This is a genomic window from Gordonia sp. WA4-43 (assembly GCF_020520305.1).
Taxonomy (GTDB): domain Bacteria; phylum Actinomycetota; class Actinomycetes; order Mycobacteriales; family Mycobacteriaceae; genus Gordonia; species Gordonia hongkongensis.
In genome coordinates, this window is sequence record NZ_CP084736.1 from 4007172 (window position 1) to 4030040 (window position 22869).

The following is a 22869-nucleotide window of genomic DNA, read 5'->3' on the forward strand; positions in this document are numbered from 1 at the left end:
CGTCGGCGGCAGCGGAGTCGTGACCGGTCACGGACAAACGGGGGAGTGCGGGAACCCGGTCACAGGATGGAGGCGGCCACGATGATCGACACCCCGATGTGCGCGACGCCCTGCACCCACACCGCCGGGTGGCTCTCCGGGTGGACCAGCAACTCGCCGAGATTGCCGGGGGTCAGCAGGTCGATGACGAGGAAGGTCACCGCCATCACGATGAGGCCGATCGCCGAGTACACCGCGGTGTAGGTGAGCCCCTCGAGCAGTCGTCCCTCGCTCGCGACGATGGCGGCGGTGACGATCACGGCGACGGCGAGCATGTTGGAACCCACCAGAATGCCGGCGTTGCGGTTGCGGTCCGTCCACAGCTGCGAACGGAGCTTCCCGGGCGTGAGCAGGTCGAGGATGCCGAACGAGATGATCATCAGGATCACGCCGACACCGGCGTAAGCGCCTGCAGCGTAGGCGTTCTCAGCGATATCAGCGAGCATGGTCTTCTCCGTTGGTTGGTCGGACGAATTCGATGGCACGTGCCGGACGGACGACGATCATTTACCGCCACCACCGCTCCCGCCGCCGCGGTTTCCGCTGCCGCTACCCGCGTAGCGGGGGGTCGGGACCCAGAACGCGCCGACGTAGGGGTGGTAGTGGTGGTACCCCGACCGATAATCCCGGCTGAGCATCACCCGGGTGGCGCCGGCCGCCAGCGGGAAGAGGCCCACCAGGTAGTCGGGGTATTGGAGGAACTGCGTGCCGGCGATGTTGCCCGTGCCGGTGGCGCCGCTCCGCTGGTCGCTCGGACGTTCGGCGTCGCGGATCTCGGCCGCCACCTGCTCCGGGGTCCCGTCGGCGACATAGGCGTCGACGTCGCCCTCGTCGAGGGAGGTGTCGCGCTCGTAGTTCTGCGTGATGTAGTCGCGCGCCGACCCCCCGATGCCGCCGCCACGGGCAACTCGCGCGGTGCATGCACCGATCAGCGCGAAGATGGTGAGCACGACGATCACGCCGATGATGATGTTGCGGGTCTTGTTCAGACGGCGGCGCGGGTCCGGTGGGCCGCCGGGCGGTGGTTGCCCGGTCATGGGCGGGCCACCGGACCGCGGTCGATCCTGCTGGAGGTGATCACGACCTCGGCGGCCTTGGGATAGGTGTGCCAGGTGTGCCAGCTGATGGAGTCATCGGTGGACTCCGACACGATCGCGGTGACGGCGTGCGGCTCCCCCGGGAAGCGACCCATCACGCACGGATGTCCGGTGGCCAGCTGTTCGGTGACGCGAACGCTCAGCTGTTCGACGAGTGCGGCGAGCTGGTCGGGATTGACCTGTTCCACACGGGAACTGAAGTAGTAACCGCTCTCCTGGAAACTCTCCGGCAGTGCCGAGGTCACCTCCGGCAGGCAGGCGACGGTCTCGCAGATCCGCTGCACCCCGTCTTCGACGAGTACCTGATGGCTCGCGCCGAGCAGCCGCACCGACACCGTGATGCCGTCGATCTCGCGATCCTCTTGTGCCAGGGGCTCCTGCAAGGGTGCGCTCAGCGAGAAGCCGAGCTGGCTCGCGCTGGTGTCGGCGTAGGCCACCGCGAGTTGTGCGGCGGGGTCGCCGGGGTGTCCGGTGTTCTCGGTCATGCGTGCTGCGATCTCCGTGCTCAGGGCGTCGTGTGGATGGGCGGGCGTCGGGGCCGCCGTCAGGGTGTTTCCGGAGCCGGGTTGGTGGGGTAGATGCGGTAGTCCGCGCGGGACAACAGTTCGCCGCGGGCGCATTCCCAGCCGCTGCCGTAGTCCTCGAAGGACAGGCGGTCGTCGCCGGCCTGATAATCGTGATAGGCCATCCGGCCCGAGGTCGCGACGCCGGTGGTCCCCGCGGAGGTGAAACGCGCCGAGCCCGCCTCCTCCGACTGGTATCGACGCCCCTCGAGCTCCACGGTGTCGGGGCCGGGGGTGACGGCGGCACCGGGTACCTCGTGCCACAGCACGACCTCGAGGTCGGGATCGTCCTCGACCGATATCCAGGCCTTGGACCCGACACCGGTGTCGAGGAAGTTCTCGGTCCAGGTGTAGCCGTCCTGCGTCAGGCGCAGGGTGCCCCGGACCGCGTAGGTCTGACCGCGCAGTTCGACGAGGTCGCCGGGTTTGAGATCGCGGGGGTCGCCGTAGACGGAATCGTCGTCGGCCGACGAGAACGGATCGCCGGGGCGATAGGTCCGCTCACGCAGGGCGTCCTGCTCGGCCTGCCGGGCCCGCCGATTGCCCAGGAAGTTGAAGATGACGACCACCGCGATGATCGCCAGCAGCGCCACGATGATGATCAGCAGGAATTCCACGGTTCAGACCCTAGTCGACCGGCAGCTTGCGGGACGTCGGTCGTCGGGGGTGCGAATGACCGTGACCGCCTCACCGCCCTCCGGCGTCGACGGCGTGCAGCTCCGCGATCACCGGGGCGAACACCTCGAGCGCGGGTTCGAGCACGGTGAGATAGCTGATCCCGGTCCGCTCCCGGAGGTCGACGAGGCGGGCGGCGATGTCGGAGACCGATCCGATGAGCACCGACGGCAGGCCCAGGAACTCCTGAGCGCTCATCGACAGTTCGTGCTTCGCGAGAAGCTCGTCGGCCACCGCCGTCGGATCATCGGTCACGGTGACGATCTGTAGCAGGAGGTTCCACTCCACCTCGACGGCGCGGTCCCCGGCGGCGGCGCGTGCGAAGCCCACCCGTTCGTCGAAATCGCCGGCGGACAGCGGTTCCAGATCGCCGTCGGGTCCCGTTCGGGCCGCGGTGAACCCGACGATGTCGGCGTGTTCGGCGGCCATCGTCAGCACGCGGTCGCCGTTGCCGGCGAGCAGGAGCGGAATCCTCGGCTGCACGGGTCGGGGCTGATGATCCTCGTCGGCGAGCAGCTCTGTCACGCGGGCGGCGGTCGCCGACAGGTGATCGACGCGCCGGCCCGCGGACCGGTATTCGATCCCCGCTGCGTCGAACTCCTCCCGGGCGTAGCCGGTGCCCAGTCCGAGTTCCACGCGGCCGTCGGACAACCGGTCGACGGTGGCGGCGTCCCGGGCGAGCAGCGCGGGGTTGGTGAACGCGGCGTTGAGGACGAACGGGCCGACGCGCAGGCGCTGCGTCGCGGTGGCCGCGACGGCCAGTGCCGGCCACGGGCTCGGGATGCCCAAGTGGTCGGGGACGAGCAGGACGTCGTAGCCGAGTTCCTCGACCGATCGGGCACGCGTCTGCCACGACGACGCGGTGTCGGCCGCGAGCATGTTGACCCCGAACCTGAACTCCCTGAAGGCGAGTGACATGTCCTCAACGTAGTCAGCGTCGCGGCGGCCGACCACGCAGCCGACCGGGACACCTGATCCAGCCTTGCACTCGCACTGGTCGAGTGCTAAAAACGAGGTTGGCACTCGCGAGCTGTGAGTGCCAGGTCGGGACGGTGAGGCCGGTACCGAATGACACACCGGTCGTCCGTCGCGGGCACCGAGTTCCGGCCATACGAACCTAGTGTCACCCCCTTCGGAGGATCACTTACCCATGGCCAAGCAAATTGCGTTCGACGAAGAGGCCCGTCGCGGCCTCGAGCGGGGCCTCAACAGCCTTGCCGACGCCGTCAAGGTGACGTTGGGACCCAAGGGTCGCAACGTCGTCCTGGAGAAGAAGTGGGGCGCCCCCACGATCACCAACGATGGTGTGTCCATCGCCAAGGAGATCGAGCTGGAGGACCCGTACGAGAAGATCGGCGCCGAGCTGGTCAAGGAAGTCGCCAAGAAGACCGACGACGTCGCGGGCGACGGCACCACCACCGCCACCGTTCTCGCCCAGGCTCTCGTCCGTGAGGGTCTGCGCAACGTCGCTGCCGGCGCCAACCCGCTGGGTCTGAAGCGCGGCATCGAGAAGGCCGTCGAGGCCGTCACCGAGTCGTTGCTGAAGAGCGCCAAGGAGGTCGAGACCAAGGAGCAGATCGCTGCCACCGCCGGTATCTCGGCCGGCGACGCCTCGATCGGCGAGCTCATCGCCGAGGCGATGGACAAGGTCGGCAAGGAAGGCGTCATCACGGTCGAGGAGTCCAACACCTTCGGCCTGCAGCTCGAGCTCACCGAGGGCATGCGCTTCGACAAGGGCTACATCTCGGGTTACTTCGTCACCGACGCCGACCGCCAGGAAGCCGTCCTCGACGACCCGTACATCCTGCTGGTCTCGGGCAAGGTCTCGACCATCAAGGACCTGCTGCCGCTGCTGGAGAAGGTCATCCAGGCCGGCAAGCCGCTGCTGATCATCGCCGAGGACGTCGAGGGCGAAGCTCTCTCGACCCTCGTCGTCAACAAGCTCAAGGGCACCTTCAAGTCCGTCGCCGTCAAGGCCCCGGGCTTCGGTGACCGCCGCAAGGCCATGCTGGCCGACATCGCCATCCTCACCGGTGGCGAGGTCATCAGCGAAGAGGTCGGCCTCTCGCTCGAGGGCGCGGGCATCGAGCTGCTCGGTACCGCTCGCAAGGTCGTCGTGACCAAGGACGAGACCACCATCGTCGAGGGCGCGGGCGATCCCGACGCCATCGCCGGTCGTGTCGCCCAGATCCGCGGCGAGATCGAGAACAGCGACTCCGACTACGACCGCGAGAAGCTGCAGGAGCGTCTGGCCAAGCTGGCCGGCGGTGTTGCGGTCATCAAGGCGGGCGCGGCCACCGAGGTCGAGCTCAAGGAGCGCAAGCACCGCATCGAGGACGCCGTCCGCAACGCGAAGGCTGCCGTCGAAGAGGGCATCGTCGCCGGCGGTGGCGTGGCCCTGCTGCAGTCGGAGCCGGCCATCGACGCACTCTCGCTCGAGGGTGACGAGGCCACCGGCGCCAACATCGTCAAGGTCGCCCTGTCGGCTCCGGCCAAGCAGATCGCGATCAACGCCGGCCTCGAGCCGGGCGTCGTCGCCGACAAGGTCCTCAACTCGCCCACCGGCACCGGCCTCAACGCCGCCACCGGTGTGTACGAGGACCTGCTCAAGGCCGGCATCAACGACCCGGTGAAGGTCACCCGCTCGGCGCTGCAGAACGCAGCCTCGATCGCGGCTCTGTTCCTCACCACCGAGGCCGTCGTCGCCGACAAGCCCGAGAAGAACGCCGCACCGGCCATGCCGGGTGGCGACGAGATGGGCGGGATGGGCTTCTGATCTCCTGATCAGATCCCTGCGTCCACTCACGCAGCACCAACCGAAGGCCGGTCACCCAAGCGGGTGGCCGGCCTTCGGCGTTCCGAGCACGGCTTCGGCGACTTCCCGCGACCACTGGACATACTCGAGGACCGCACCGTCGGGATGGCGAAGGTAGGCGAATCGTCCAGTCGCGCTCTCGGATCCGGCTCCGCCGCTGACCTGCGAGATCAAGGCGTCGAGATCGTCGACGATGACCGGTCCGACGGTCGACCGGTAGGCCTCGACGTCGTCGTCGGCTCCCGCGATGAGGAGGAAGTCGCCGACGGCGGCGAGTTCGGCCCTCTCGAAAGCGAATCGGAGATCGGCCGATGCACCGACGATCGTCTCGTACAGCGGAAGCGACTCGTCGAGGTCGGCGACGAATATCCTGGCGTAGGTCTTCAGCACTCGCATCGACACACCACTAGGAGCGCAGGCGGATGAGCGGCAGTACGCACTTCGATGTGAGCGGGGACGCCGCGCCGTCGTCCGAGGCCGAAGAGCGCGCCCGGCACCTCGCGCGGTCGGTGTTCACCGTCGTGTCGACGAAATGGGGTCTGACCGTCCTCGAGGAGATCCGGCAGCGACCCCGCCGGTTTCGTGAGTTGAAGCGATCGATCGGGACGATCAGCGACAAGGTGCTCACCCAGACGCTGCGCGATCTCGAGGCGCACGGCCTGATCCATCGGCACGACCATCGCAGCGCGAATCCGCGGGTGGACTACACCCTGACGGACGCCGGCCGCGACCTCGTCTCGACGGTCCACGGCCTGTGCGACTGGTCGCGAACGCATCTCGACGACCTGCTCGACGCGCCTGGGGCGGCTGATCGGGTGTGACGCACTCCGGGAACGTTCTCGATCCGCGAGGTGTTGAGAGGGCAATGAGCGCTCCCATCACCGTCGACATCTGGTCCGACATCGCCTGCCCCTGGTGCTACATCGGCAAACGCAAGTTCGAGGCGGGCCTCGCCGAGTTCGACGGACGCGACGACGTCGAAGTGACCTACCACAGCTTCGAGCTCGCACCGGATACGCCGGTCGACTTCGACGGTTCAGAGGTCGACTTCCTCGTCCGGCACAAGGGCATGCCGGCCGATCAGGTCCGGAGGATGCTCGACCAGGTCCGCGGGATCGCCGCCGAGGTCGGTCTCGACTACGACTTCGACCGGCTGCAGCACACCAAGACCCTGAAAGCGCATGAGGCCCTGCACTTCGCGAAAGCGCATGGCCGACAGGCGGATCTGGCCGAGCGTCTGTTCCAGGCGTACTTCGAGCAGGGGCGCCACGTCGGCCGCGCCGACGAACTCGCCGATCTGGCGGCCGATGTCGGTCTCGATCGCGACGCCGTGCTGGCCGCGCTCGAGTCGGGCGAGTACGCCGCGGCCGTCGAAGCCGACATCGACCAAGCCCGTGCATACGGGATCAGCGGGGTTCCCTTCTTCGTGATCAACGGCAAGTACGGCATCTCCGGAGCCCAGGCGCCGGAAACCTTCGCGCAGGCCCTCGACAAGGTCCGCGCCGAGGAGCCCGATCGTGTCTGACCCGGTGGTGCCCTTCGAGATGATCGGCGACGACGACGCGGCGGTCTGCGTCGACGGCGTGTGTGCGGTGCCGGAGGTCGGGACCGACGCGTCGGACTCCGCATCCGACTGAGCCCCGATGTCCGAGCGTCGATCATTTCTTCGAGGCCATCGCGGGCTTCGGCTGACGCTGCGCGGCAGTAGGTCGCACCCGCCGCTGGTTGAGCCGGTGACGAGCGAAGCGAGGAGCCGAGTCGAAGCCACTGAGGTGACCTGGGTCCACGTTGTGCGGCAGTGGATCGCACCCACCGCTGGTTGAGCCGGTGACGAGCGAAGCGAGGAGCCGAGTCGAAGCCACTGAGGTGACCTGGGTCCACGTTGTGCGGCAGTAGATCGCACCCGCCGCTGGTTGAGCCGGTCCTGGTGTGACGCCGGGGCCGGGATCGCCGATCTTCGGTAGCAGCTGACAACTCTGTGTTCGACGCCGCGCGGAGCTCCGCCGGGTGTGAGCGCCCGTCCGAAGTGGGTATGCGAGCGCCATGCAGACGTTCCTGCCCTACCCGGACTTCCGACGCTCTGCCGAGGTCCTGGACCCCGCGCGCCTCGGTAAGCAGCGCGTGGAGACGTTGCAGATCCTGCGGGCGCTCGAACTCTTCGATTACGGCTGGGCCAGCCATCCCGCGGTCACGATGTGGCGCGGGCACACCCCGGCGTTGGTCGCCTACGGGCTCGCTTTCGTCGACGTGTGGACCGGCGGCGGTCGTGCGGACACCACTGCTCCGATGATCGCCGAGTTCGCGCCCGGGGTGGTGGGTGCGTCCCAAGCCGAGCTGACCGCGCAGGGTCTGATGCCCGCGTGGCTCGGCGACGACCGACTCCATCGCAGTCACCGTTCGGCGCTGCTCCGCAAGGCGCCGGACTTCTACGGCTCCGTGTTCGACGACGTCGACCTCGACGACGAGATGCCGTACTTCTGGCCGGATCCGCCGGCCACCGACGCGCACGATCTGGACGAACCGACCCGCACCGTGTGGATCATCCGGGCCGGATCCGACGAACAGTTCGCTCAGTTCCGACGCCGGCAAATCGTCGGATTGGGCGTCGAATCCGGCATCGACACCGACGCCTCGGTGGGCACCGAGACCGGCCTGCGCGTGTTGCTGAAGGAGCGAAGTCCCGGGCGGCGGCCGGGCAAGGACCTCCGCGTGCTCGCGTCGTTCGTCTCCGATCTGCGGGTGGGGGACGAGGTCGCCGTCGTCGACCCCACCGACCCGAACGTGCTGCCACTGGGGACGTTGATCGGCGAGTACGAGTTCTCCCGTCGAGGCAGGGTGCTCACCCCGCATCGGCGTCGGGTCCGCTGGACCGGCACGCTCGAGCGGTCGGCCGTCGCCCCGCCGGCGCTGCTCCAGAATCCACGAATGCTGTTTCCGGTGTCGGTGCGATCAGAGGCGGTCCGGTTGTAGTCCGATCGGCCGAATCTGGCACCGGGTGGTCGGTGAAAGCGTTCCCTGCGCCTTTCGAAGTGGCCGGTCGTTTTTCGACGGCAGAGACGATCACGGCCGGCGCACTCGCACGAGATCAGCTGCTCAGGAGCACGACGTCTCGACCGGCCAGGATTAGTCATCGTGAAATCGCCTCCAATAATGACCATGGTGTGCGCAATCGCGAGGTGAACAGCGATGGCCCCGGCCGTGGTAATCCGGACGGGGCCGTCTCCGGTGCGTATGGTGAAACGTATTCGGATCGATATCTGCGTGTGTGAATTCCGTTGTCGAGACGGCGGCGCGGTAGTGATGTGAGCATGTAGTGATGTGAAGGGACTGTGATGTCCGCAGTGGGTGGTCAGTTCCGCCGACGCCTGGTCGCCACAACGGTCTCGATCGTTGTACTCGTTGTCGCGCTTGCGGTTCCGTCGTTCGCCGGCGCCGACTCGGGAGATTCGTCGTCCCGGGCGAAGGCGCTGGCCCGCGCTGTCGCCGATGGCCGGGTCTTGGAGCTGTCGGTGTATTCGCCGTCGATGAAACGTCACGTACCGGTCCGGGTTCTCGTGCCCGCCGACCGCTCGATGCCCCGACCGACGCTGTATCTGCTGAATGGCGCGGGTGGCGGAGAGGGCACCGGACACTGGTTCGAGCAAACCGACATCGTCGATTTCGTCGCCGACAAGAATGTGAATGTTGTCGTGCCGATGCGCGGCGCGTACAGCTATTACACCGACTGGGTGAAAGTCGACCCGGTGCTGGGGCGAAACAAATGGACAACGTTTCTGACCAGCGAATTACCGCCGCTCATCGATCGGAAGCTGAACACCACCGGCGTGAACGCGATCGCGGGGATCTCCATGGCGGGAACGTCGTCGTTGAGTCTTGCCGAAGCCGCACCTCAGCTCTACCGCGCGGTCGCCTCCTACAGCGGTTGTGCCGAGACAAGCACGAATCTCGGCCGACTCGCCATCCGCGCGGTCGTCGAAGGACGCGGCGGTGGCGACATCGCCAACATCTGGGGCCCGGTCGGCTCCCCGGGGTGGCGGGCGCACGACCCGGTCGTCAACGCCTACAAGCTGCGCGGCAAGGCGATCTACATCAGCACCGGCACGGGGGTCCCCGGACCGCACGACCGGTTGCAGGGCCAGGGAATCGACGGGAAGACCACGATCTACATCGACCAGATCGCGGTCGGCGGCGCCATCGAGGCCGCCACCCACCAGTGCACGCTCAATCTCGATCGTCGACTCAAGCAACTCGGCATTCCCGCGACCGTCGACTATGCACCGGGGACGCACGCCTGGCCCTACTGGCAGGACCAGCTCGTGAAGTCGTGGCCGATGCTCGAAAGCGCGCTCACCGACTGACCGCCGCACAATCTGTCACGATGTGACCGTGACTGCGACCCCCGGCGCGCCCAGCCCCATCTCCAGCATGCCCAACCTCCGCGATCTCGGCGGCTGGCGGACCGGGGACGGGCAGACGGTTCGATCCGGCGTGCTGTACCGGTCCACGGATTTCTCCGCGCTCGACGCCGCCGACGTCTCCGCGCTCGAGTCGCTCGGCCTGAAGACCGTCTACGACCTGAGATCGGCGCACGAGAGCGAGGCCATCCCCGACCCCGTCCTGCCCGGCGCGTCGAACATCGCACTCGATGTCCTCGCCGATGCGCAGATGTCGATTCCCGCCAACATCGGTGCTGTCCTCGCCGATCCCGCCGTCGTCGCGCAGGCCGACGAGATGCTGTCCGGCGGCAAGGCGCGCGAGATGATCTGCGGGACCTATCGCGAGATGATCACCCTGCCCAGTGCGACGGCGTCGTACACGCAGCTGTTTCGTGGACTGATCGACGGCTCGACACCGGCCCTCATGCACTGCACCACCGGCAAGGACCGAACAGGTTGGGCCGCAGCATCTCTGCTGACACTGCTCGGGGTGCCGAAGGACGACGTCTATCGCGACTACCTGCTCACCAATGAACGTCTGATCCCGTCGCTCAAACCCATCTTCGACGGGTTCGCCGCCGCCGGGGGCGATCCCGAGCTCCTCGTCGGCGTGCTGGGCGTCGACTCCGGCTATCTCGACGCCGCGTTCGACGAGGTGGACAAGCGGTACGGCGGAATCGAGGGTTACTTCGACGAGGCGCTGGGTCTGGGTGCCGCCGACCAGAAGGCGCTCCGGGACCGGTATCTGACGTAGGGCGCCGCCCGAGACGCTGTGGCAGCGAGGTGTCACCCGCACGGGTGTCATCTGGTCGTCGTGCTCTTACCCGATGAGGGGATATCCGCGGTTGGCAGGTCGCATTAGCGTCGGAACCACCCCCGAAACGACTCGACACTCGGAGAACCTAATGCGCACAACCACTTTCGTTCGAGCTGCCCTCATCCTGGCCGCGACGTCGACCGCTGCGGTCGTCCCGGCCGCGATCGCCGATGCCGCGCCACTCGAGTCCGGGAGCCTCGACGGCGGAAGCATCGACGGGGGCAGTCTCGAGGAATACGGTCTGGGCGGCCTCGACTACTTCGGCAGTCTCGGGGGCAATCAGGCTCCGCCGTCGACCCAGCGGTGCAACTCCGAGACCAAGTCCGGCGGCTACGGAGTCACCGAGACCCGGCACATCCTCGGCCTACGAGGCCCGACGAGCTTCACGCTGAGCTACGACACCTACGACATCCCGGACGAGATCCGGGTGTTCTACGGTGGCCGGCAGATCTACAACACCGGTTACGTCGGAGACGACATCAACCAGGGAACCGGCAGTGTCCGGATCACGGTGCCGGCCGGTGGCGACACCTCGGTCGTGGTGCGCGTGACCGGGCCGGACCGGAACACGGAGTGGGACTACACCGTGTACTGCCCCGGGGCCAGCTGATCGCCTGACGATCGTCGGTAGTGTCTTGGAGTGAGTGAATTCAGCTTGACCGAGAAGGCCGCGTTGGGCAGCGGTGCCGATTTCTGGACCACCAAATCGGTTGGTTCCGTTCCCGCGCTGACACTCACCGACGGTCCGCACGGGGTCCGGAAACAGACCGGCGCCACCGACCACCTCGGCCTCGCCGGCAGCGAACCCGCCACCTGCTTCCCGCCCGCGGTCGGACTCGGCCAGAGTTGGGACACCGAGCTGATCCGTCGTGTCGGCGAAGCGCTCGGCCGCGAGGCACGCGGTCTCGACGTCGACGTACTGCTCGGCCCGGGCGTGAACATCAAGCGAGATCCCCGGTGCGGCCGCAACTTCGAGTACTTCTCCGAGGATCCGTTCGTCACGGGCCGGCTCGGCGCGGCGTGGGTGAGCGGCGTACAGAGCATCGGGGTCGGCACGTCGCTCAAACACTTCGCGCTGAACAACGCCGAGGACGACCGGATGCGGTCGAGTTCGGACGTCGACCCGCGCCCGATGCGGGAGATCTACCTCCGCGCCTTCGCGCATATCATCCGCACGGCGAACCCGTGGACCGTGATGTGCTCCTACAACCGCATCAACGGCACGTACGCGGCGGAGAACCGGTGGCTCCTCACCGACTTGTTGCGGGGCGAGTGGGGCTACGACGGCGTGGTGGTCTCCGACTGGGGTGCGGTCGCCGACCGCGTTCGGGCGGTCGCCGCCGGCCTGGATTTCGAGATGCCCGGCCCGGGGGACCGCACCGACGCGCAGGTCGTGGACGCGGTCCGGAACGGAACCCTCGACGAGGCGGCGCTGGACCGGTCGGCCCGGGCGGTCCGGGAACTCGCGGAGCGGGCCGCTGCGGGCCGGACGAACCGGACCGTCGTCGACTTCGATCTCCACCATCGCCTCGCGCGCGAGGCCGCATCACGGTCCATCGTCCTGCTCAAGAACGACGGCGATCTCCTCCCGTTGAGCCCCGGACGCTCCGTCGCGGTCATCGGCTCGTTCGCGCACGACCCCCGCTATCAGGGCGGCGGCAGTTCGCACGTGAACCCGACGCGCCTCGACGTACCGGTGGACGAGATCCGGGCAGCCGGCGGCACGGTGACCTACGCCCCGGGTTTCAGCACCGACGGCTCGCGGGCGGATACGGCGGGCGCGATCGCCGCGGCGACGGACGCCGAGGCCGCCGTGCTGTTCCTGGGACTGGCGGCCGCGCAGGAGTCGGAGGGCTTCGACCGCGACGACATCGAACTGCCGGCGGACCAGGTCGAGTTGCTGACCGCGATCCTGGCGGTGCAACCGCGAACGGTGGTCGTGCTCGCTCACGGAGGCGTCCTGCGCCTCGGGTCGATCGCCGCGGCCCCGGCAATCCTCGACGGCGCGCTCCTCGGCCAGGCCGGGGGTGGTGCCGTCGCCGACGTGCTCTTCGGGGTCGTCAACCCGTCGGGTCGGCTCACCGAGACCGTGCCGGTCAGGTTGCAGGACACCCCGGCATACCTGAATTTCCCGAACGAGAACTCGCACATCCGCTACGGCGAGGGCATCTTCGTCGGCTACCGCTGGTACGACGCCCGCGACATCGAGGTCGCCTATCCTTTCGGACACGGATTGTCCTACACGACTTTCGAGTACTCGGATCTGTCCGTCGCATCGGATGATCCGGGCGTCACCGGTGTGGTCGTCGGATTGACGGTGACCAACACCGGTTCTCGGACCGGGCGTGACATCGTCCAGGTCTACACGTCGAAGTCGGACTCCCGAGTCGGACGACCGCCGCGCGAGCTGACGGGCTTCGCGACCACCCGAGACCTCGAACCCGGTGAGTCGCAGACTATCTCGATCGCAATCGACCGGAGCGATCTCGCCTACTGGGACATCCGCGTCGACCGCTGGATCGTCGAACCGGGTGAGTACGGCGTCGAGGTCGGCGCGTCGAGCCGGGACATCCGGCTGACCACCACCGTCGAGATCGCGGGCGACGAGGTTCGCCTCGCGATCGACGAGAACTCGACCCTCGGCGAGGTCCTGGCGAATCCTGCTGCGGCGCAAGCGCTCGCGTCCCGGTTCGAGGACAACCCGCTGACGAGCTCCGACGACGCCCTGGGCGTCGACATGGCACGGATGATGGCGTCTATACCGCTCGGACGCCTCGCCGGGTTCGGGATGCGCGACGAGGACATCGCCGCGATCATCGCGGCGGCACGCACGGACTGATCGCGCTACCGGAACACGATGCAGGTGGTGGTCCCGTGGGCGACGAGCTTGCCGTCGGCGGAGAACACCTTGCCCTCGGCGGTCGCGGTGGTGCGGCCGGCGTGGATGACGGTACCCACGCCGGTCAGCTCCCCGGCGTCCACGGCGACCGAGCGGATGTAGTTCACCTTCAGCTCCAGCGTCGTGTAGCCGACCCCGGCGGGCAGGGTGGTGTGGACGGCGCACCCCATCACCGAGTCCAGCAGCGTGGCGCAGATGCCGCCGTGAACGGTGCCGAGAGGGTTGGCGAAGTCGGGCTGCGGAGTCACGGCGAAGGTGACCGCGCCCTCGTCGATCTGCTTGGGCACCATGCCCAGGAGGCGGCCGATGCTCGGGCGGTCGGAGCCGGCGCCGCCCGCCTGCCAGGCTCGCAGCAGTTCGAGTCCGGACATGGCGGTGGGGTCGGTGGGTGCGTCGGTCGTGGTAGTCATGACTATGCATGGTTGCATACTCCGCCGCGATTATGAAGGTCTGCATATCGGCGCGGCCTCGCGTACGGGATGACCTCGGCCGATGCTATGTATGCTGGCCACAATCGGTTGTATGAGGGTCGGCATAGGAGTTGTTGCTGCATGGCGTCACATCCCGCCGAGTCCGTGATCACCGGCGCGGACGACCGCGGCCCCCGCGAACGCATGGTCGTGCACGCGGCCGATCTGATCGGCCGCGACGGGGTCGCCGCCACCTCCATCGGCGACGTGATCTCGGCGAGTTCCGCACCACGGGGATCGATCTACCACCATTTTCCGGGCGGTAAGACCCAACTGATGACCGAAGCCGTCCGGTACGCCGGTGAGTTCATCGCCGAACGCATCGGGCGTCCGACCACGATGACCCCGGCGGACACGGTGCGCGAGATCGGCGGGGTGTGGCGGCGACTACTGGTCAACACCGACTTCCAGTTTGGCTGCCCCGTGCTGGCCGGCGGACTCGCCCGCCGCAGCGAACCCGCGGTGGCGGACGCATCCGCCGAGATCCTGCAGCGCTGGGCCGACCTGGTCACCGCGCGGCTGGTGGTCGACGGCGTCGACAGCGACCGTGCCGACTCACTGGCCAACCTCATCATCGCGGCGGTCGAGGGAGCGGTCGGACTGTGCCAGACGCGGCGCAGCGTCGAACCCCTCGATCGCGTCATCGCCGAACTGGCGAGCCTCTGCGACGCGGCCGTCGATCGGGTCTGATCCGGGGCGAGACGTTGGACACAGGTGTGCTCCGTTAGTAGGTTCACCATGTCGTCACCGCCGTGGTGGCGTCTGGCCTGCATCCGTTCATCGTCGGGGCGGGCTCGAATCGGTGGGTGAGCTCGGGGAGGTTGCGCCATGACGCCGGTCTTCCGGCATGCGCTGGGTTCGGACTTCGACCGTCTGCATCCCAACGTCGCATGGCGCTACGGCATCGACTCGACTTCCGGTGTCGCGCAGGTCTGTAGCGGGATCTACGAGTCGGTCTACGTGTCGTCGGCGCTGCCGCCGCCCGCCCTGTGGCATTACGCCAAGCGCAATGCGCTGCCCTCGAAGACCAGTCGCATGGTTCCGTTCACCCAGGGTTACTACTGCTACTCCGACGAGCTGGGGCGCGAGTCGCTCGCGGTGCTGCGGAACTTCCAGTACACGACCGGCCCGCGCAAGCTGAATTCCCTGCTGGTGGCCGGGCGCACGGGTCTGGTCGACTATTTCGGCGACGGCCCCGAGTTCCTGTATCCGATCGAACCGTCGGTGACGCGATCCGGCGAACTGCTGCTCGAGAGCGGACCGATGCGCTGGCTCGGACGCGGACCCAAGGTCGGGATGAAGGGGCTGTTCACCGCTCAGATGAAGTACATCGAGGGGTGGGACGAGAAACGGGATCGATTCCGCTGCGACGCGACCGTCCGTAACCCGGTCATCGGCGAGATCATGCACTTCCGCGGCTGGTTCACCGCCGTCGACCAGGCGTGCTCGTTGCGTGACATCCCGGACGAGGCGTGGCCGGTCAACCTGGTCGACCGAGAGAGCTGAACGGTTCGATCCAGGGCGACTCCGTCGCGGCAATCCAGGGCGACTCCGTCGCGGCTCGACACAGCCTCGACAGTTCGTTGCATCGGCGGCCAGGGCGCGCGGTAGGTTCAACGCATGGCTGTCTCAGCGAACATCGAATTCGACGTCGCCGCCCCCGTCTCGGTGGTGATGGAAGTGCTCATGGACATCGAGTCCCTACCGGACTGGTCGGGACCGCACAAGGAAGCCGAGATCCTGTCCAGTTACGACGACGGCACGCCGCAGAAGGTGCGGATGGTCGTCACCGCCGCGGGTATCTCCGACGAGCAGACCTGCACCTATGACTGGACCGAGAACTCGTGCGAATGGCACCTCATCGAGTCGAATCAGTTGAGCGAGCAGCACGGCAAGTACACCGTCACCGAATCCGACAAGGGTGCCCATGTCCGCTTCGACCTGGCCGTCGAGCTGAAGATCAAGCTGCCCGGACTCATCGTGAAACGCGCCCAGAAGATGGCCGTGGACACCGCGCGCAAGGGACTCACCGCGGAAGTGGAGAAGCGCGCGGCGGACTGAGGACGATCGTGACCGGGACGTGACGAGTCGATCGTCTCCTCCACGGCGCCGGCCCCTGTACGCTGAGGGCGTTCCTTACCGGGCGCCCGAGCTATGGAGGCCAAAGCAGTTGAGAATCAAGAAGTTTGCCGTTCGCGGCCTGGTCCTGGCGGCGGGGCTCGCCGGATGTGTTGGTTTCGCCGGGTTGTCGGGCGAAGGGGTCGCCGCGGCGGACACGCGTTGCTCGGTGTCGAACGGTCATCAGGTCGAGCGTGTCGAGGGGCGCAGCGGTTGCGGCGCCAAGGCCGGAGTCGGCAGTCGCGCGAGTGCCGATGAATACAGCGGTCGCGGCACCGCGGTCTCGGTCTCGGACAACGGCGGCAACGCCGCGGCCTACAACCTGCAGCCCGGTTCGACGGCGCTCGCCGGCGCCAACAGCCGGGGCAACGCCTACTCGGTCACGACCGGCCCGAGCGCACTGTCCGTCGCCCAGGCGCGTCGCGGTGGTACGACGGTGGCGATCGGCGGCTGGGGCGGCGAGGCCTACGCCGGTCCCGAAGGTGCCCGCTGCAGTGGCGGTTTCGCGACCGCGTTCGACACCAGCACGGGTAAGGCATGTCTGCACGCCGGTTCGATCGACCTGCGGAACTGAGCGGCTCCACCTCACGACACCTGAGAGACAGAACACGCCCGGCGCGACGGTAGTTCACCGGAGCGTCGGGCGTCGTTCGCCGCTTCGACCTATCGTTGTGGAGTGACCGACCTCCACGATCCCGAGACCCAGATCGGCCCCGACTTCAGCGTGCTCAACGGCCGCGAAGCACTTCAGCAACTCGTCGACCTCCACGACACCACGCACTTCACGGTCAACGACGACGATGACGACGACCCGGTCCTGCTGACCCTGCCCGAGCGGAATGTCGTCGACACCTGGCGCGAGGACTACCCGTACGAGGAGCGCATGAGCCGCCGCGAGTACGAGGTCACCAAGCGGCGGCTGCAGATCGAACTGCTGAAGCTGCAGAAGTGGTCCAAGCAGACCGGGCAGCGGCATCTGCTGGTCTTCGAGGGCCGAGACGCGGCGGGCAAGGGCGGCACCATCAAACGATTCAACGAGCACCTCAACCCGCGCGGCGCACGCACGATCGCCCTGGAGAAGCCCAGCGAACGCGAGGCCACCGAGTGGTACTTCCAGCGGTATGTGCAGCACCTGCCCGCCGGCGGGGAGATGGTGTTCTTCGATCGCTCCTGGTACAACCGCGCCGGCGTCGAACGGGTCATGGGGTTCTGCAGTCCGCAGCAGTACACGCAGTTCGTCGCCCAGGTCCCGGCGTTCGAGAAGATGCTCGTCGACGACGGGATCAACCTGGTCAAGTTCTGGTTCTCGGTCACCCCGCTCGAGCAGCGGACCCGGTTCGCGATCCGTCAGATCGACCCGGTGCGCCAGTGGAAGCTGTCGCCCATGGACCTGGCGTCGCTGGACAAGTGGGATGCCTACACCGAGGCGAAAGAGGCGATGTTCGCCACCACCGACACCGACCACGCACCCTGGACGGTGGTGAAGTCCAACGACAAGAAGCGGGCGCGGATCAACGCCATGCGTCACGTGCTGAGTCTCTTCGACTACGACGGCAAGAACGAGTCCTTCGTGGGCACACCCGACCCGCTGATCGTCGGCCGCGCCGCGGATGTGATCGGGGAGTAGTTCCCCGGCTCGGTAGCCTCGTGGCTGTGCGTAGCTTCCTGAGTGCCCTGTTGACACTTGTCGCGATCGCGGCGACCGTTCTCGCCGTACCGTCTTTCTGGCTGGATCAACGCATCGTCGACCAGGCGGGGTTCGTCGCCACGGTCGCGCCGATGGCCGAGAACCAGCAGGTCAAGGACTACCTCGCAGATGAGATCGCCGCGCAGGCGACCGCGCGGACAGACCTGCCGATCGCCGGCGTCCTGGTGCGGCCGCTGGCGGGCCGCTACACCGAAAGTGAACAGTTCCAGCAGGACTTCGCCGATGTCGTCGGCCAGCAGCACGCGTTCCTATTCGAGGAGCCGGCGCCCGGTTCGGACACCTCGGTGATGCAACTCGACATCACGAACATGATCAACCGCTCCCTGAACCTGACCGGTGGCAACGCGATCCAGGGGCCGGTGGTCGTCGAGTTGACCAACGGCTCCTCGGGCCTCGAGGCGGGCCGGTACGCGGAGGTGGGTAGCCAGATCACGCTGCTCGCCTGGGGCTCGGCGGCGGTGGCCGTGATCGCAGCCGTGCTCGCGCTGCTGATCGCCCGACGACGCGGAACCGTCTTCGCGTGGCTCGGGCTCGGCGTGCTTGCAGCCGGCGTCTCGACCTGGGCCATGGGCCTGTTCTTCGCGGACCGCGCCAAGCAGGAGGTGGCCGGCGCAGAGCGCTCGGGCCGCCAGGTCGCCGAGCTCATCATCGACGGCGCCTACGACGACGTCACCCGGGTCGCACTGATCGTCGGCGGCGTGGGCGTCGCGATGTTCGCCGTCGGGATCCTGGGACGGCTGATCATCGGGCGGCGCTGAGGGAGGGTGCGTCAACCCTGCCCCCTGATCCGAAAGAACGACATGACCATTGGTCCCTGAGGTGCGAGAGCGCAGGCGATGCCTTCCCTCTGCTCCCTGCGGTGCGAGGAGCGCAGGCGATGCCTTCCCTCTGCTCCCTGAGGTGCGAGGAGCGATAGCGACGAGCCTCGAAGGGTTGGCGACGCATCTCGCCAGGACCCTTCGAGACGGCCTCCGCAGGCTCCGGCCTCCTCAGGGAGCAGAGTTCTTTCGTCTCCACGACGGGTCGCCAGGCCTCGGATACTGAGGATTGCCCGGAGTGTGCGTCACGCCCGTTCCCTGAGGAGTGCCCGGAGCTTGCGGAGGGCGTGTCACGCAGGGTCCGCCGAGCACCCCCGACTGATGGACCGCAACTCGACCGATGGACTTCGATCGAAGTGCATCCGTCGAGTTCGAGTTCATCGGTCGGAGCCGGTGCAGTGCGAGGTCGGGCCGGCTCGCTGAAGCAGTTCGTCTGAGCTCTACCACGGTGGTTGTTGGGTCGCAGACGCCGACCCTATGTGACTAGTGGGGTTTTTGTTCACCACAGTCCACCACCGTTCACCGCTGAGGCGTGAGTGACAGCGACTGCGGTGCAACAGAATTCGATGCAATCGGTGGTTGTGGAGAAACTTCGTCGTCGAACGTGATTGCGAGTAGCTTGGTGTCATGCCCTCGATCACCGCACTCCGCGACACCCTCACCGTCCTGCAACCGCCGCCCGACGACGGCAGTGGCCGCGCGCTACACGAGCGGCTCGACGAGCTGCGGATGCTGCGCAACGTGCTCGATCACCAGATCGCCGTACATACAGCACTTTTCGACGCCACGGGTACGGCAGCGCGGGCGGGGTCGACCACACGGAACGCACTGATCGAGATGGGCATGCCACCCGCGGCCGCGCACCGCTATGTGCGGATCGCCGACGGGCTGGAGTCGGTGCCGAAGGTCGCCGACTGTGCTGCCGAGGGCTATCTGTCTGCCGAGTGTGTCGACGCGGTGATCCGCGGGCTAGCGCTCATCGACAAACGTTCTGCCACAGCGCCGTCCGACGACGAGCGCAGCGGATATGAGAGTGAGTTGCTTGCGCAGGCGTTCTCCGGAGCCACCCCCGCCCAGATCGACGACCACGCCCGCGGGATCGCCATCCGGGTCGCCGCCACCGACCCCAGCATTGTGGCGGCGGCCGATGACGCATCGCTGAACACCGTGCACACCAGGATCACCGAAGACGGGCGGGTCGCGATCGCCGGAGATGTGACCGCGGTGATCGGGGAGAAGTTCGTGTCCATGATCGACGAACGGTCCTGTCCGCGTCCCGAACCCGACGGCGCTGCCGATCGTCGAGGTGCGGCCGAGCGCCGTGCAGATGCACTGGAGTTGCTGTTGGATCAAGCCGCGATCGGCGCGGCGATGACCACCGCCGGAGCACCACGCACCCAACTGCTGGTGACCATTCCTGCCGATGGGGTTGGTCCGGCTCGGCTTCCGTGGATGGGTGCGGTGTCAGAATCGACGACACGGCGTTTGTCGTGTGACGGCGGGGTCGCCGAGATCGTCCTTGACAACGAAGGGGTGCCGTTGCGGATGGGCACCACGAAACGACTGTTCCCGCACCATCTGCGGCAGGCGATCATCGTGCGCGATCGGTGTTGTGTGAAATGCGGGGCGCCAGCCGCGCATACGCAGGTTCACCATCTGGTTCATTGGGTCGATGGTGGTCCGACCGATCTGGACAACGGGTGCCTGTTGTGCCAACGCTGTCACACCCAGGTCCATCACCACGGCTGGCAGGTCGTGATGGGGCCCGACCGGCACCCATGGCTCATCCCACCCGCCGACATCGACCCCCGACGCCTGCCCCGACCCGCCTACAACCGGCGCACCATGCGACTCGACGACGCCCTCGTATAACTGCCCCGCGCAGACCAGACCCTCCGGCGTCGACCCCGGCGCCACACGACCTTTGACAACTCCACAGTGTGAGGCGATCCCGGCGGGGTCAGTGCCCGGCAAAGGCCTCCGCGAGCCACCAGGCGCCGCCGTCGTCAGTGATCTTGGCGTCGATGACGAGAGGCCCGGAAGGTTCGGGTGAGGGCAGCGAGGCGACCCAGTCCCGTACCTCGTCGAGGTCGTCGAGGCCGGTGACCGTCACGCCCGTCGCGCCGTGTCCACGGGCGATCGCGGCGATGTCGACCTCAGGGAACGTCACCGTCGTCATGTCGGCGTCGCCGAAGTGATGCACTTCGGCACCATAGGCGGAGTCGTTGTAGACGATCACGACCAGCGGCAGTGCCAGACGTACGGCGGTCTCCAATTCGGCTATGGCCATGAGGAATCCGCCGTCGCCGGTGCCGAGGACCGGGACCCTGTCCGGTCGCGCGAACGCCGCGCCGATGGCCGTCCCGAGGCCCAGCCCGATCGACTGGAAGGCCTGAGTGAAACAGAAGCCGAACTCGTCTGGCACGGACAGATGCGTCGACGGATAACCCATGAAGTTGCCGGAGTCGATGGAGACGACGCGGTCGGCGGGCAAGATCTCGTCGAGCGCGATCGTCAGTGCCCTCGGATCGACCCGGCCGGCGGTCACCTCGCCGGTGACGGGGACGTCCTGCCACCTCGATGACACCGAGATCCGTTCCCTGACTTCCTCGGTGCGATAACCGGTGGTGCCGCCATCGGCCGCGAGGATCGTGTGCACATCCGTCGCCGTCGCGCCGCAGTCGCCGACGACTCCGAGGTCGATCGGGCGATGCGCGCCGATGGCGTCGATGTCGACGTCGACCTGCACCACGGTCGTGTCCGTGCCGATGAGTCGGCCGTGCCGCATCGTCCACATGTTCAGGGCGCAACCCCATCCGACGATGAGGTCGGCGTCGGCGATCAGCTCGGCGGTGGTGGGGGAGGAGAAGCCGCCGGAGATGCCCAACGAGAACGGGTTTCCCGCGAACAGGCCGTTCGCGACCGCCGACGTCGCCACCAGCGCACCGGCGGCCTCGGCCAGGGCCGCGATTTCGGGACCGGCGGAGCGCGCCCCTCGGCCCGCGACGAACACGGGACGCCGGGCGGCACGGAGCAACTCGGCCAGGCGAGTGGCCGACCGGGCTTCGGGACGCGGCCGTGGCGGTTCGGCGGAGAGCTCGACAGGTCCTTCGAAATCCGCTGCGGCGGCGGTGATGTCGACGGCGACATGGAGCACGACGGTCCGGCGCTGCGTCACCGCGGTGCGGAAGGCGCGGATCACATCCGCCACCACCGTGGTCGGCCCGTAGACACGGTCGTTCACGGCGCCGACGCTCGCGGCGAGGGCCTCCTGGTCGATCCGGAAGTTCGACCGTAACGCCGACGCGGGTGCATCGGCGGTGAGCACGATCATCGGCGTACGGCTCTTGGCGGCCTCGGAGATACCGGTCATCGCGTTGGTGAGGCCACAGCCCTGATGGACCGACAGCACGCCCACCCGTCCCGACATCCGGGCATAGGCGTCGGCCATGCTGGCCGCGCCGCCCTCATGGCGGGCGGCGGTGAACGGGACACCGCCGGCTCGAAGGGCGTTGGTCAGCACGAAGTTCCCGCTGCCGACCACACCGAAGGCATGGCCGACGCCGAGATCGGCGAGAACGCGGCCCGCGACGTCGGCGACCGTCGGGCCGTAGCGGCCGGGTGCCGCCATCAACTCTCGACGATCGCCAGCACGCGCGACGGACTGCCGGTGCCGCCGACGATCGGCAACGGGCTCACGACGATCACCGCGCCGGTCGGCGGGAGCGAGCCCAGGTTGCGCAGGGAGGTGAGCCCGTACTTGTCGTTGCCGAGGAAGTGGTAGTGCACGGGGAAGGCGGGATCGAAGCCGCCCGCCAGCCCTGCGTCGACACCGACGGTCTCGACTCCGAGGCCGGTGATCTCGCGCTCGGTGGCCAGCCACTGCGCGCACTCCACCGACACCCCGGGGGTGTGCGACCCGGTGTCGTCGGCGTTGAGGAACTCGGCTTCGGAGCCCCCGCGCGACTCCCAGCCGGTCCGCAACAGTAACCAGGTGCCGGCGGTGAGGCGTCCGTGTTCGGCTTCCCAGGCCTCGACCTCGGCGACGCTCAGGAGATGATCCGGGTCGTCGGCGACCTCGTCGGTCAGGTCGAGGACGGCCGCCGGGCCGATCAGCCGCTGCACCGGGATCTGCGAGACGTCATCCCCGTCGCGTCCGCTGATCCAGTGGATCGGTGCGTCGAGATGGGTGCCGATGTGCTCGCCGGTGTGGATGTTGTTGTGCCGCCAGTACGGCCCCGGCTCGTTGTAGGCGCTGACCTCTTCGAGACTGAAGTCGATCAGGTTCGCGAACGGGGCAGGCAGTCGCAGCGCGGGCGTCGCCGCACTCAACGGAGTCGTCAGATCGACGACGCGGAGCGACCCGTCGGCGAGGCCGGCGACGAAGCCGGACAGGGCGGTGTCGGGCACGAAG

24 protein-coding genes are annotated in these 22869 nt (G+C 67.6%); 15 read left to right on the forward strand and 9 right to left on the reverse strand.

Annotated elements, in window-relative coordinates:
• Window positions 1-59 precede the first annotated feature (59 nt).
• From LEL84_RS18080 to LEL84_RS18100, 5 genes are all read right to left on the reverse strand, one after another.
• A complete protein-coding gene (locus LEL84_RS18080) occupies window positions 60-485 on the reverse strand; it encodes a DUF350 domain-containing protein (protein WP_226512372.1) in 426 nt (141 codons plus the stop codon).
• Window positions 486-542: 57 nt separating this feature from the next.
• Entirely contained in the window at window positions 543-1076 is a 534-nt protein-coding gene (locus tag LEL84_RS18085; protein ID WP_065630125.1) for a DUF4247 domain-containing protein, read from the reverse strand.
• A complete protein-coding gene (locus tag LEL84_RS18090) occupies window positions 1073-1621 on the reverse strand; it encodes a DUF2617 family protein (protein WP_226512373.1) in 549 nt (182 codons plus the stop codon). The genes LEL84_RS18085 and LEL84_RS18090 overlap by 4 nt, the downstream gene beginning before the upstream one ends.
• A gap of 59 nt (window positions 1622-1680) precedes the next feature.
• Window positions 1681-2316 carry a DUF4178 domain-containing protein gene (locus LEL84_RS18095; RefSeq protein ID WP_068970516.1) on the reverse strand — a complete coding sequence of 212 codons (636 nt, stop codon included), beginning with the start codon at window positions 2314-2316 and terminating at the stop codon, window positions 1681-1683.
• A 70-nt stretch (window positions 2317-2386) separates the two neighbouring features.
• Window positions 2387-3292 carry a TIGR03621 family F420-dependent LLM class oxidoreductase gene (locus LEL84_RS18100; protein WP_159370016.1) on the reverse strand — a complete coding sequence of 302 codons (906 nt, stop codon included), beginning with the start codon at window positions 3290-3292 and terminating at the stop codon, window positions 2387-2389.
• Window positions 3293-3524: 232 nt separating this feature from the next.
• Here LEL84_RS18100 and groL point away from each other — a divergent pair, with 232 nt between their 5' ends.
• On the forward strand, window positions 3525-5150 hold the full coding sequence (groL, locus tag LEL84_RS18105; protein ID WP_058251318.1) for a chaperonin GroEL: 1626 nt from the start codon (window positions 3525-3527) through the stop codon (window positions 5148-5150).
• 51 nt (window positions 5151-5201) lie between these two features.
• On the opposite strand, the gene LEL84_RS18110 is transcribed toward groL, so the two are convergent.
• A complete protein-coding gene (locus tag LEL84_RS18110; protein WP_159370018.1) occupies window positions 5202-5585 on the reverse strand; it encodes a VOC family protein in 384 nt (127 codons plus the stop codon).
• A gap of 26 nt (window positions 5586-5611) precedes the next feature.
• Here LEL84_RS18110 and LEL84_RS18115 point away from each other — a divergent pair, with 26 nt between their 5' ends.
• The 7 genes from LEL84_RS18115 to LEL84_RS18145 all read left to right on the forward strand — a co-directional run bounded on the left by LEL84_RS18115 (window position 5612) and on the right by LEL84_RS18145 (window position 13281).
• Window positions 5612-6010 carry a winged helix-turn-helix transcriptional regulator gene (locus LEL84_RS18115; RefSeq protein WP_159370019.1) on the forward strand — a complete coding sequence of 133 codons (399 nt, stop codon included), beginning with the start codon at window positions 5612-5614 and terminating at the stop codon, window positions 6008-6010.
• Window positions 6011-6054: 44 nt separating this feature from the next.
• Window positions 6055-6714, forward strand: a complete 660-nt coding sequence (locus LEL84_RS18120; protein WP_159370020.1) for a DsbA family protein — start codon at window positions 6055-6057, stop codon at window positions 6712-6714.
• 518 nt (window positions 6715-7232) lie between these two features.
• Window positions 7233-8159, forward strand: coding sequence for an MSMEG_6728 family protein (locus tag LEL84_RS18125; RefSeq protein WP_226512374.1), 927 nt, complete (start codon window positions 7233-7235; stop codon window positions 8157-8159).
• 362 nt (window positions 8160-8521) lie between these two features.
• Window positions 8522-9547 (forward strand): alpha/beta hydrolase, encoded by a 1026-nt coding sequence (locus tag LEL84_RS18130; RefSeq protein ID WP_226512375.1) that lies wholly within the window; start codon window positions 8522-8524, stop codon window positions 9545-9547.
• 28 nt (window positions 9548-9575) lie between these two features.
• On the forward strand, window positions 9576-10379 hold the full coding sequence (locus LEL84_RS18135) for a tyrosine-protein phosphatase (protein WP_226512376.1): 804 nt from the start codon (window positions 9576-9578) through the stop codon (window positions 10377-10379).
• A 151-nt stretch (window positions 10380-10530) separates the two neighbouring features.
• A complete protein-coding gene (locus tag LEL84_RS18140) occupies window positions 10531-11052 on the forward strand; it encodes a hypothetical protein (RefSeq protein ID WP_226512377.1) in 522 nt (173 codons plus the stop codon).
• 30 nt (window positions 11053-11082) lie between these two features.
• Complete coding sequence (locus tag LEL84_RS18145; RefSeq protein WP_226512378.1) at window positions 11083-13281, forward strand: glycoside hydrolase family 3 C-terminal domain-containing protein; 2199 nt, start codon at window positions 11083-11085, stop codon at window positions 13279-13281.
• A 5-nt stretch (window positions 13282-13286) separates the two neighbouring features.
• On the opposite strand, the gene LEL84_RS18150 is transcribed toward LEL84_RS18145, so the two are convergent.
• Window positions 13287-13769 carry a PaaI family thioesterase gene (locus tag LEL84_RS18150; protein WP_058251304.1) on the reverse strand — a complete coding sequence of 161 codons (483 nt, stop codon included), beginning with the start codon at window positions 13767-13769 and terminating at the stop codon, window positions 13287-13289.
• 123 nt (window positions 13770-13892) lie between these two features.
• Here LEL84_RS18150 and LEL84_RS18155 point away from each other — a divergent pair, with 123 nt between their 5' ends.
• The 7 genes from LEL84_RS18155 (at window position 13893) to LEL84_RS18185 (ending at window position 20327) form a co-directional block, all read left to right on the forward strand.
• A complete protein-coding gene (locus tag LEL84_RS18155; protein ID WP_058251303.1) occupies window positions 13893-14501 on the forward strand; it encodes a TetR/AcrR family transcriptional regulator in 609 nt (202 codons plus the stop codon).
• 138 nt (window positions 14502-14639) lie between these two features.
• The gene (locus LEL84_RS18160) at window positions 14640-15317 is read left to right on the forward strand and encodes a DUF4166 domain-containing protein (RefSeq protein WP_058251302.1); all 678 of its coding nucleotides are present in this window, start codon (window positions 14640-14642) and stop codon (window positions 15315-15317) included.
• Between the two features lie 114 nt (window positions 15318-15431).
• The gene (locus LEL84_RS18165; RefSeq protein WP_226512379.1) at window positions 15432-15872 is read left to right on the forward strand and encodes an SRPBCC family protein; all 441 of its coding nucleotides are present in this window, start codon (window positions 15432-15434) and stop codon (window positions 15870-15872) included.
• A 109-nt stretch (window positions 15873-15981) separates the two neighbouring features.
• Complete coding sequence (locus LEL84_RS18170; protein WP_058251300.1) at window positions 15982-16503, forward strand: DUF6764 family protein; 522 nt, start codon at window positions 15982-15984, stop codon at window positions 16501-16503.
• A gap of 102 nt (window positions 16504-16605) precedes the next feature.
• Entirely contained in the window at window positions 16606-17556 is a 951-nt protein-coding gene (ppk2, locus tag LEL84_RS18175; protein ID WP_058251299.1) for a polyphosphate kinase 2, read from the forward strand.
• A gap of 26 nt (window positions 17557-17582) precedes the next feature.
• Window positions 17583-18395 carry a hypothetical protein gene (locus tag LEL84_RS18180; protein WP_058251298.1) on the forward strand — a complete coding sequence of 271 codons (813 nt, stop codon included), beginning with the start codon at window positions 17583-17585 and terminating at the stop codon, window positions 18393-18395.
• A 687-nt stretch (window positions 18396-19082) separates the two neighbouring features.
• On the forward strand, window positions 19083-20327 hold the full coding sequence (locus tag LEL84_RS18185; protein WP_226512380.1) for an HNH endonuclease: 1245 nt from the start codon (window positions 19083-19085) through the stop codon (window positions 20325-20327).
• Window positions 20328-20415: 88 nt separating this feature from the next.
• Here the strand turns inward: LEL84_RS18185 and LEL84_RS18190 are convergent, their stop codons facing one another.
• Entirely contained in the window at window positions 20416-22086 is a 1671-nt protein-coding gene (locus LEL84_RS18190) for a thiamine pyrophosphate-binding protein (RefSeq protein WP_226512381.1), read from the reverse strand.
• Window positions 22086-22865: a cyclase family protein gene (locus LEL84_RS18195; RefSeq protein ID WP_165630922.1), complete on the reverse strand. Its 780-nt coding sequence runs from the start codon at window positions 22863-22865 to the stop codon at window positions 22086-22088. The genes LEL84_RS18190 and LEL84_RS18195 overlap by 1 nt, the downstream gene beginning before the upstream one ends.
• Between the last annotated feature and the right edge of the window lie 4 nt (window positions 22866-22869).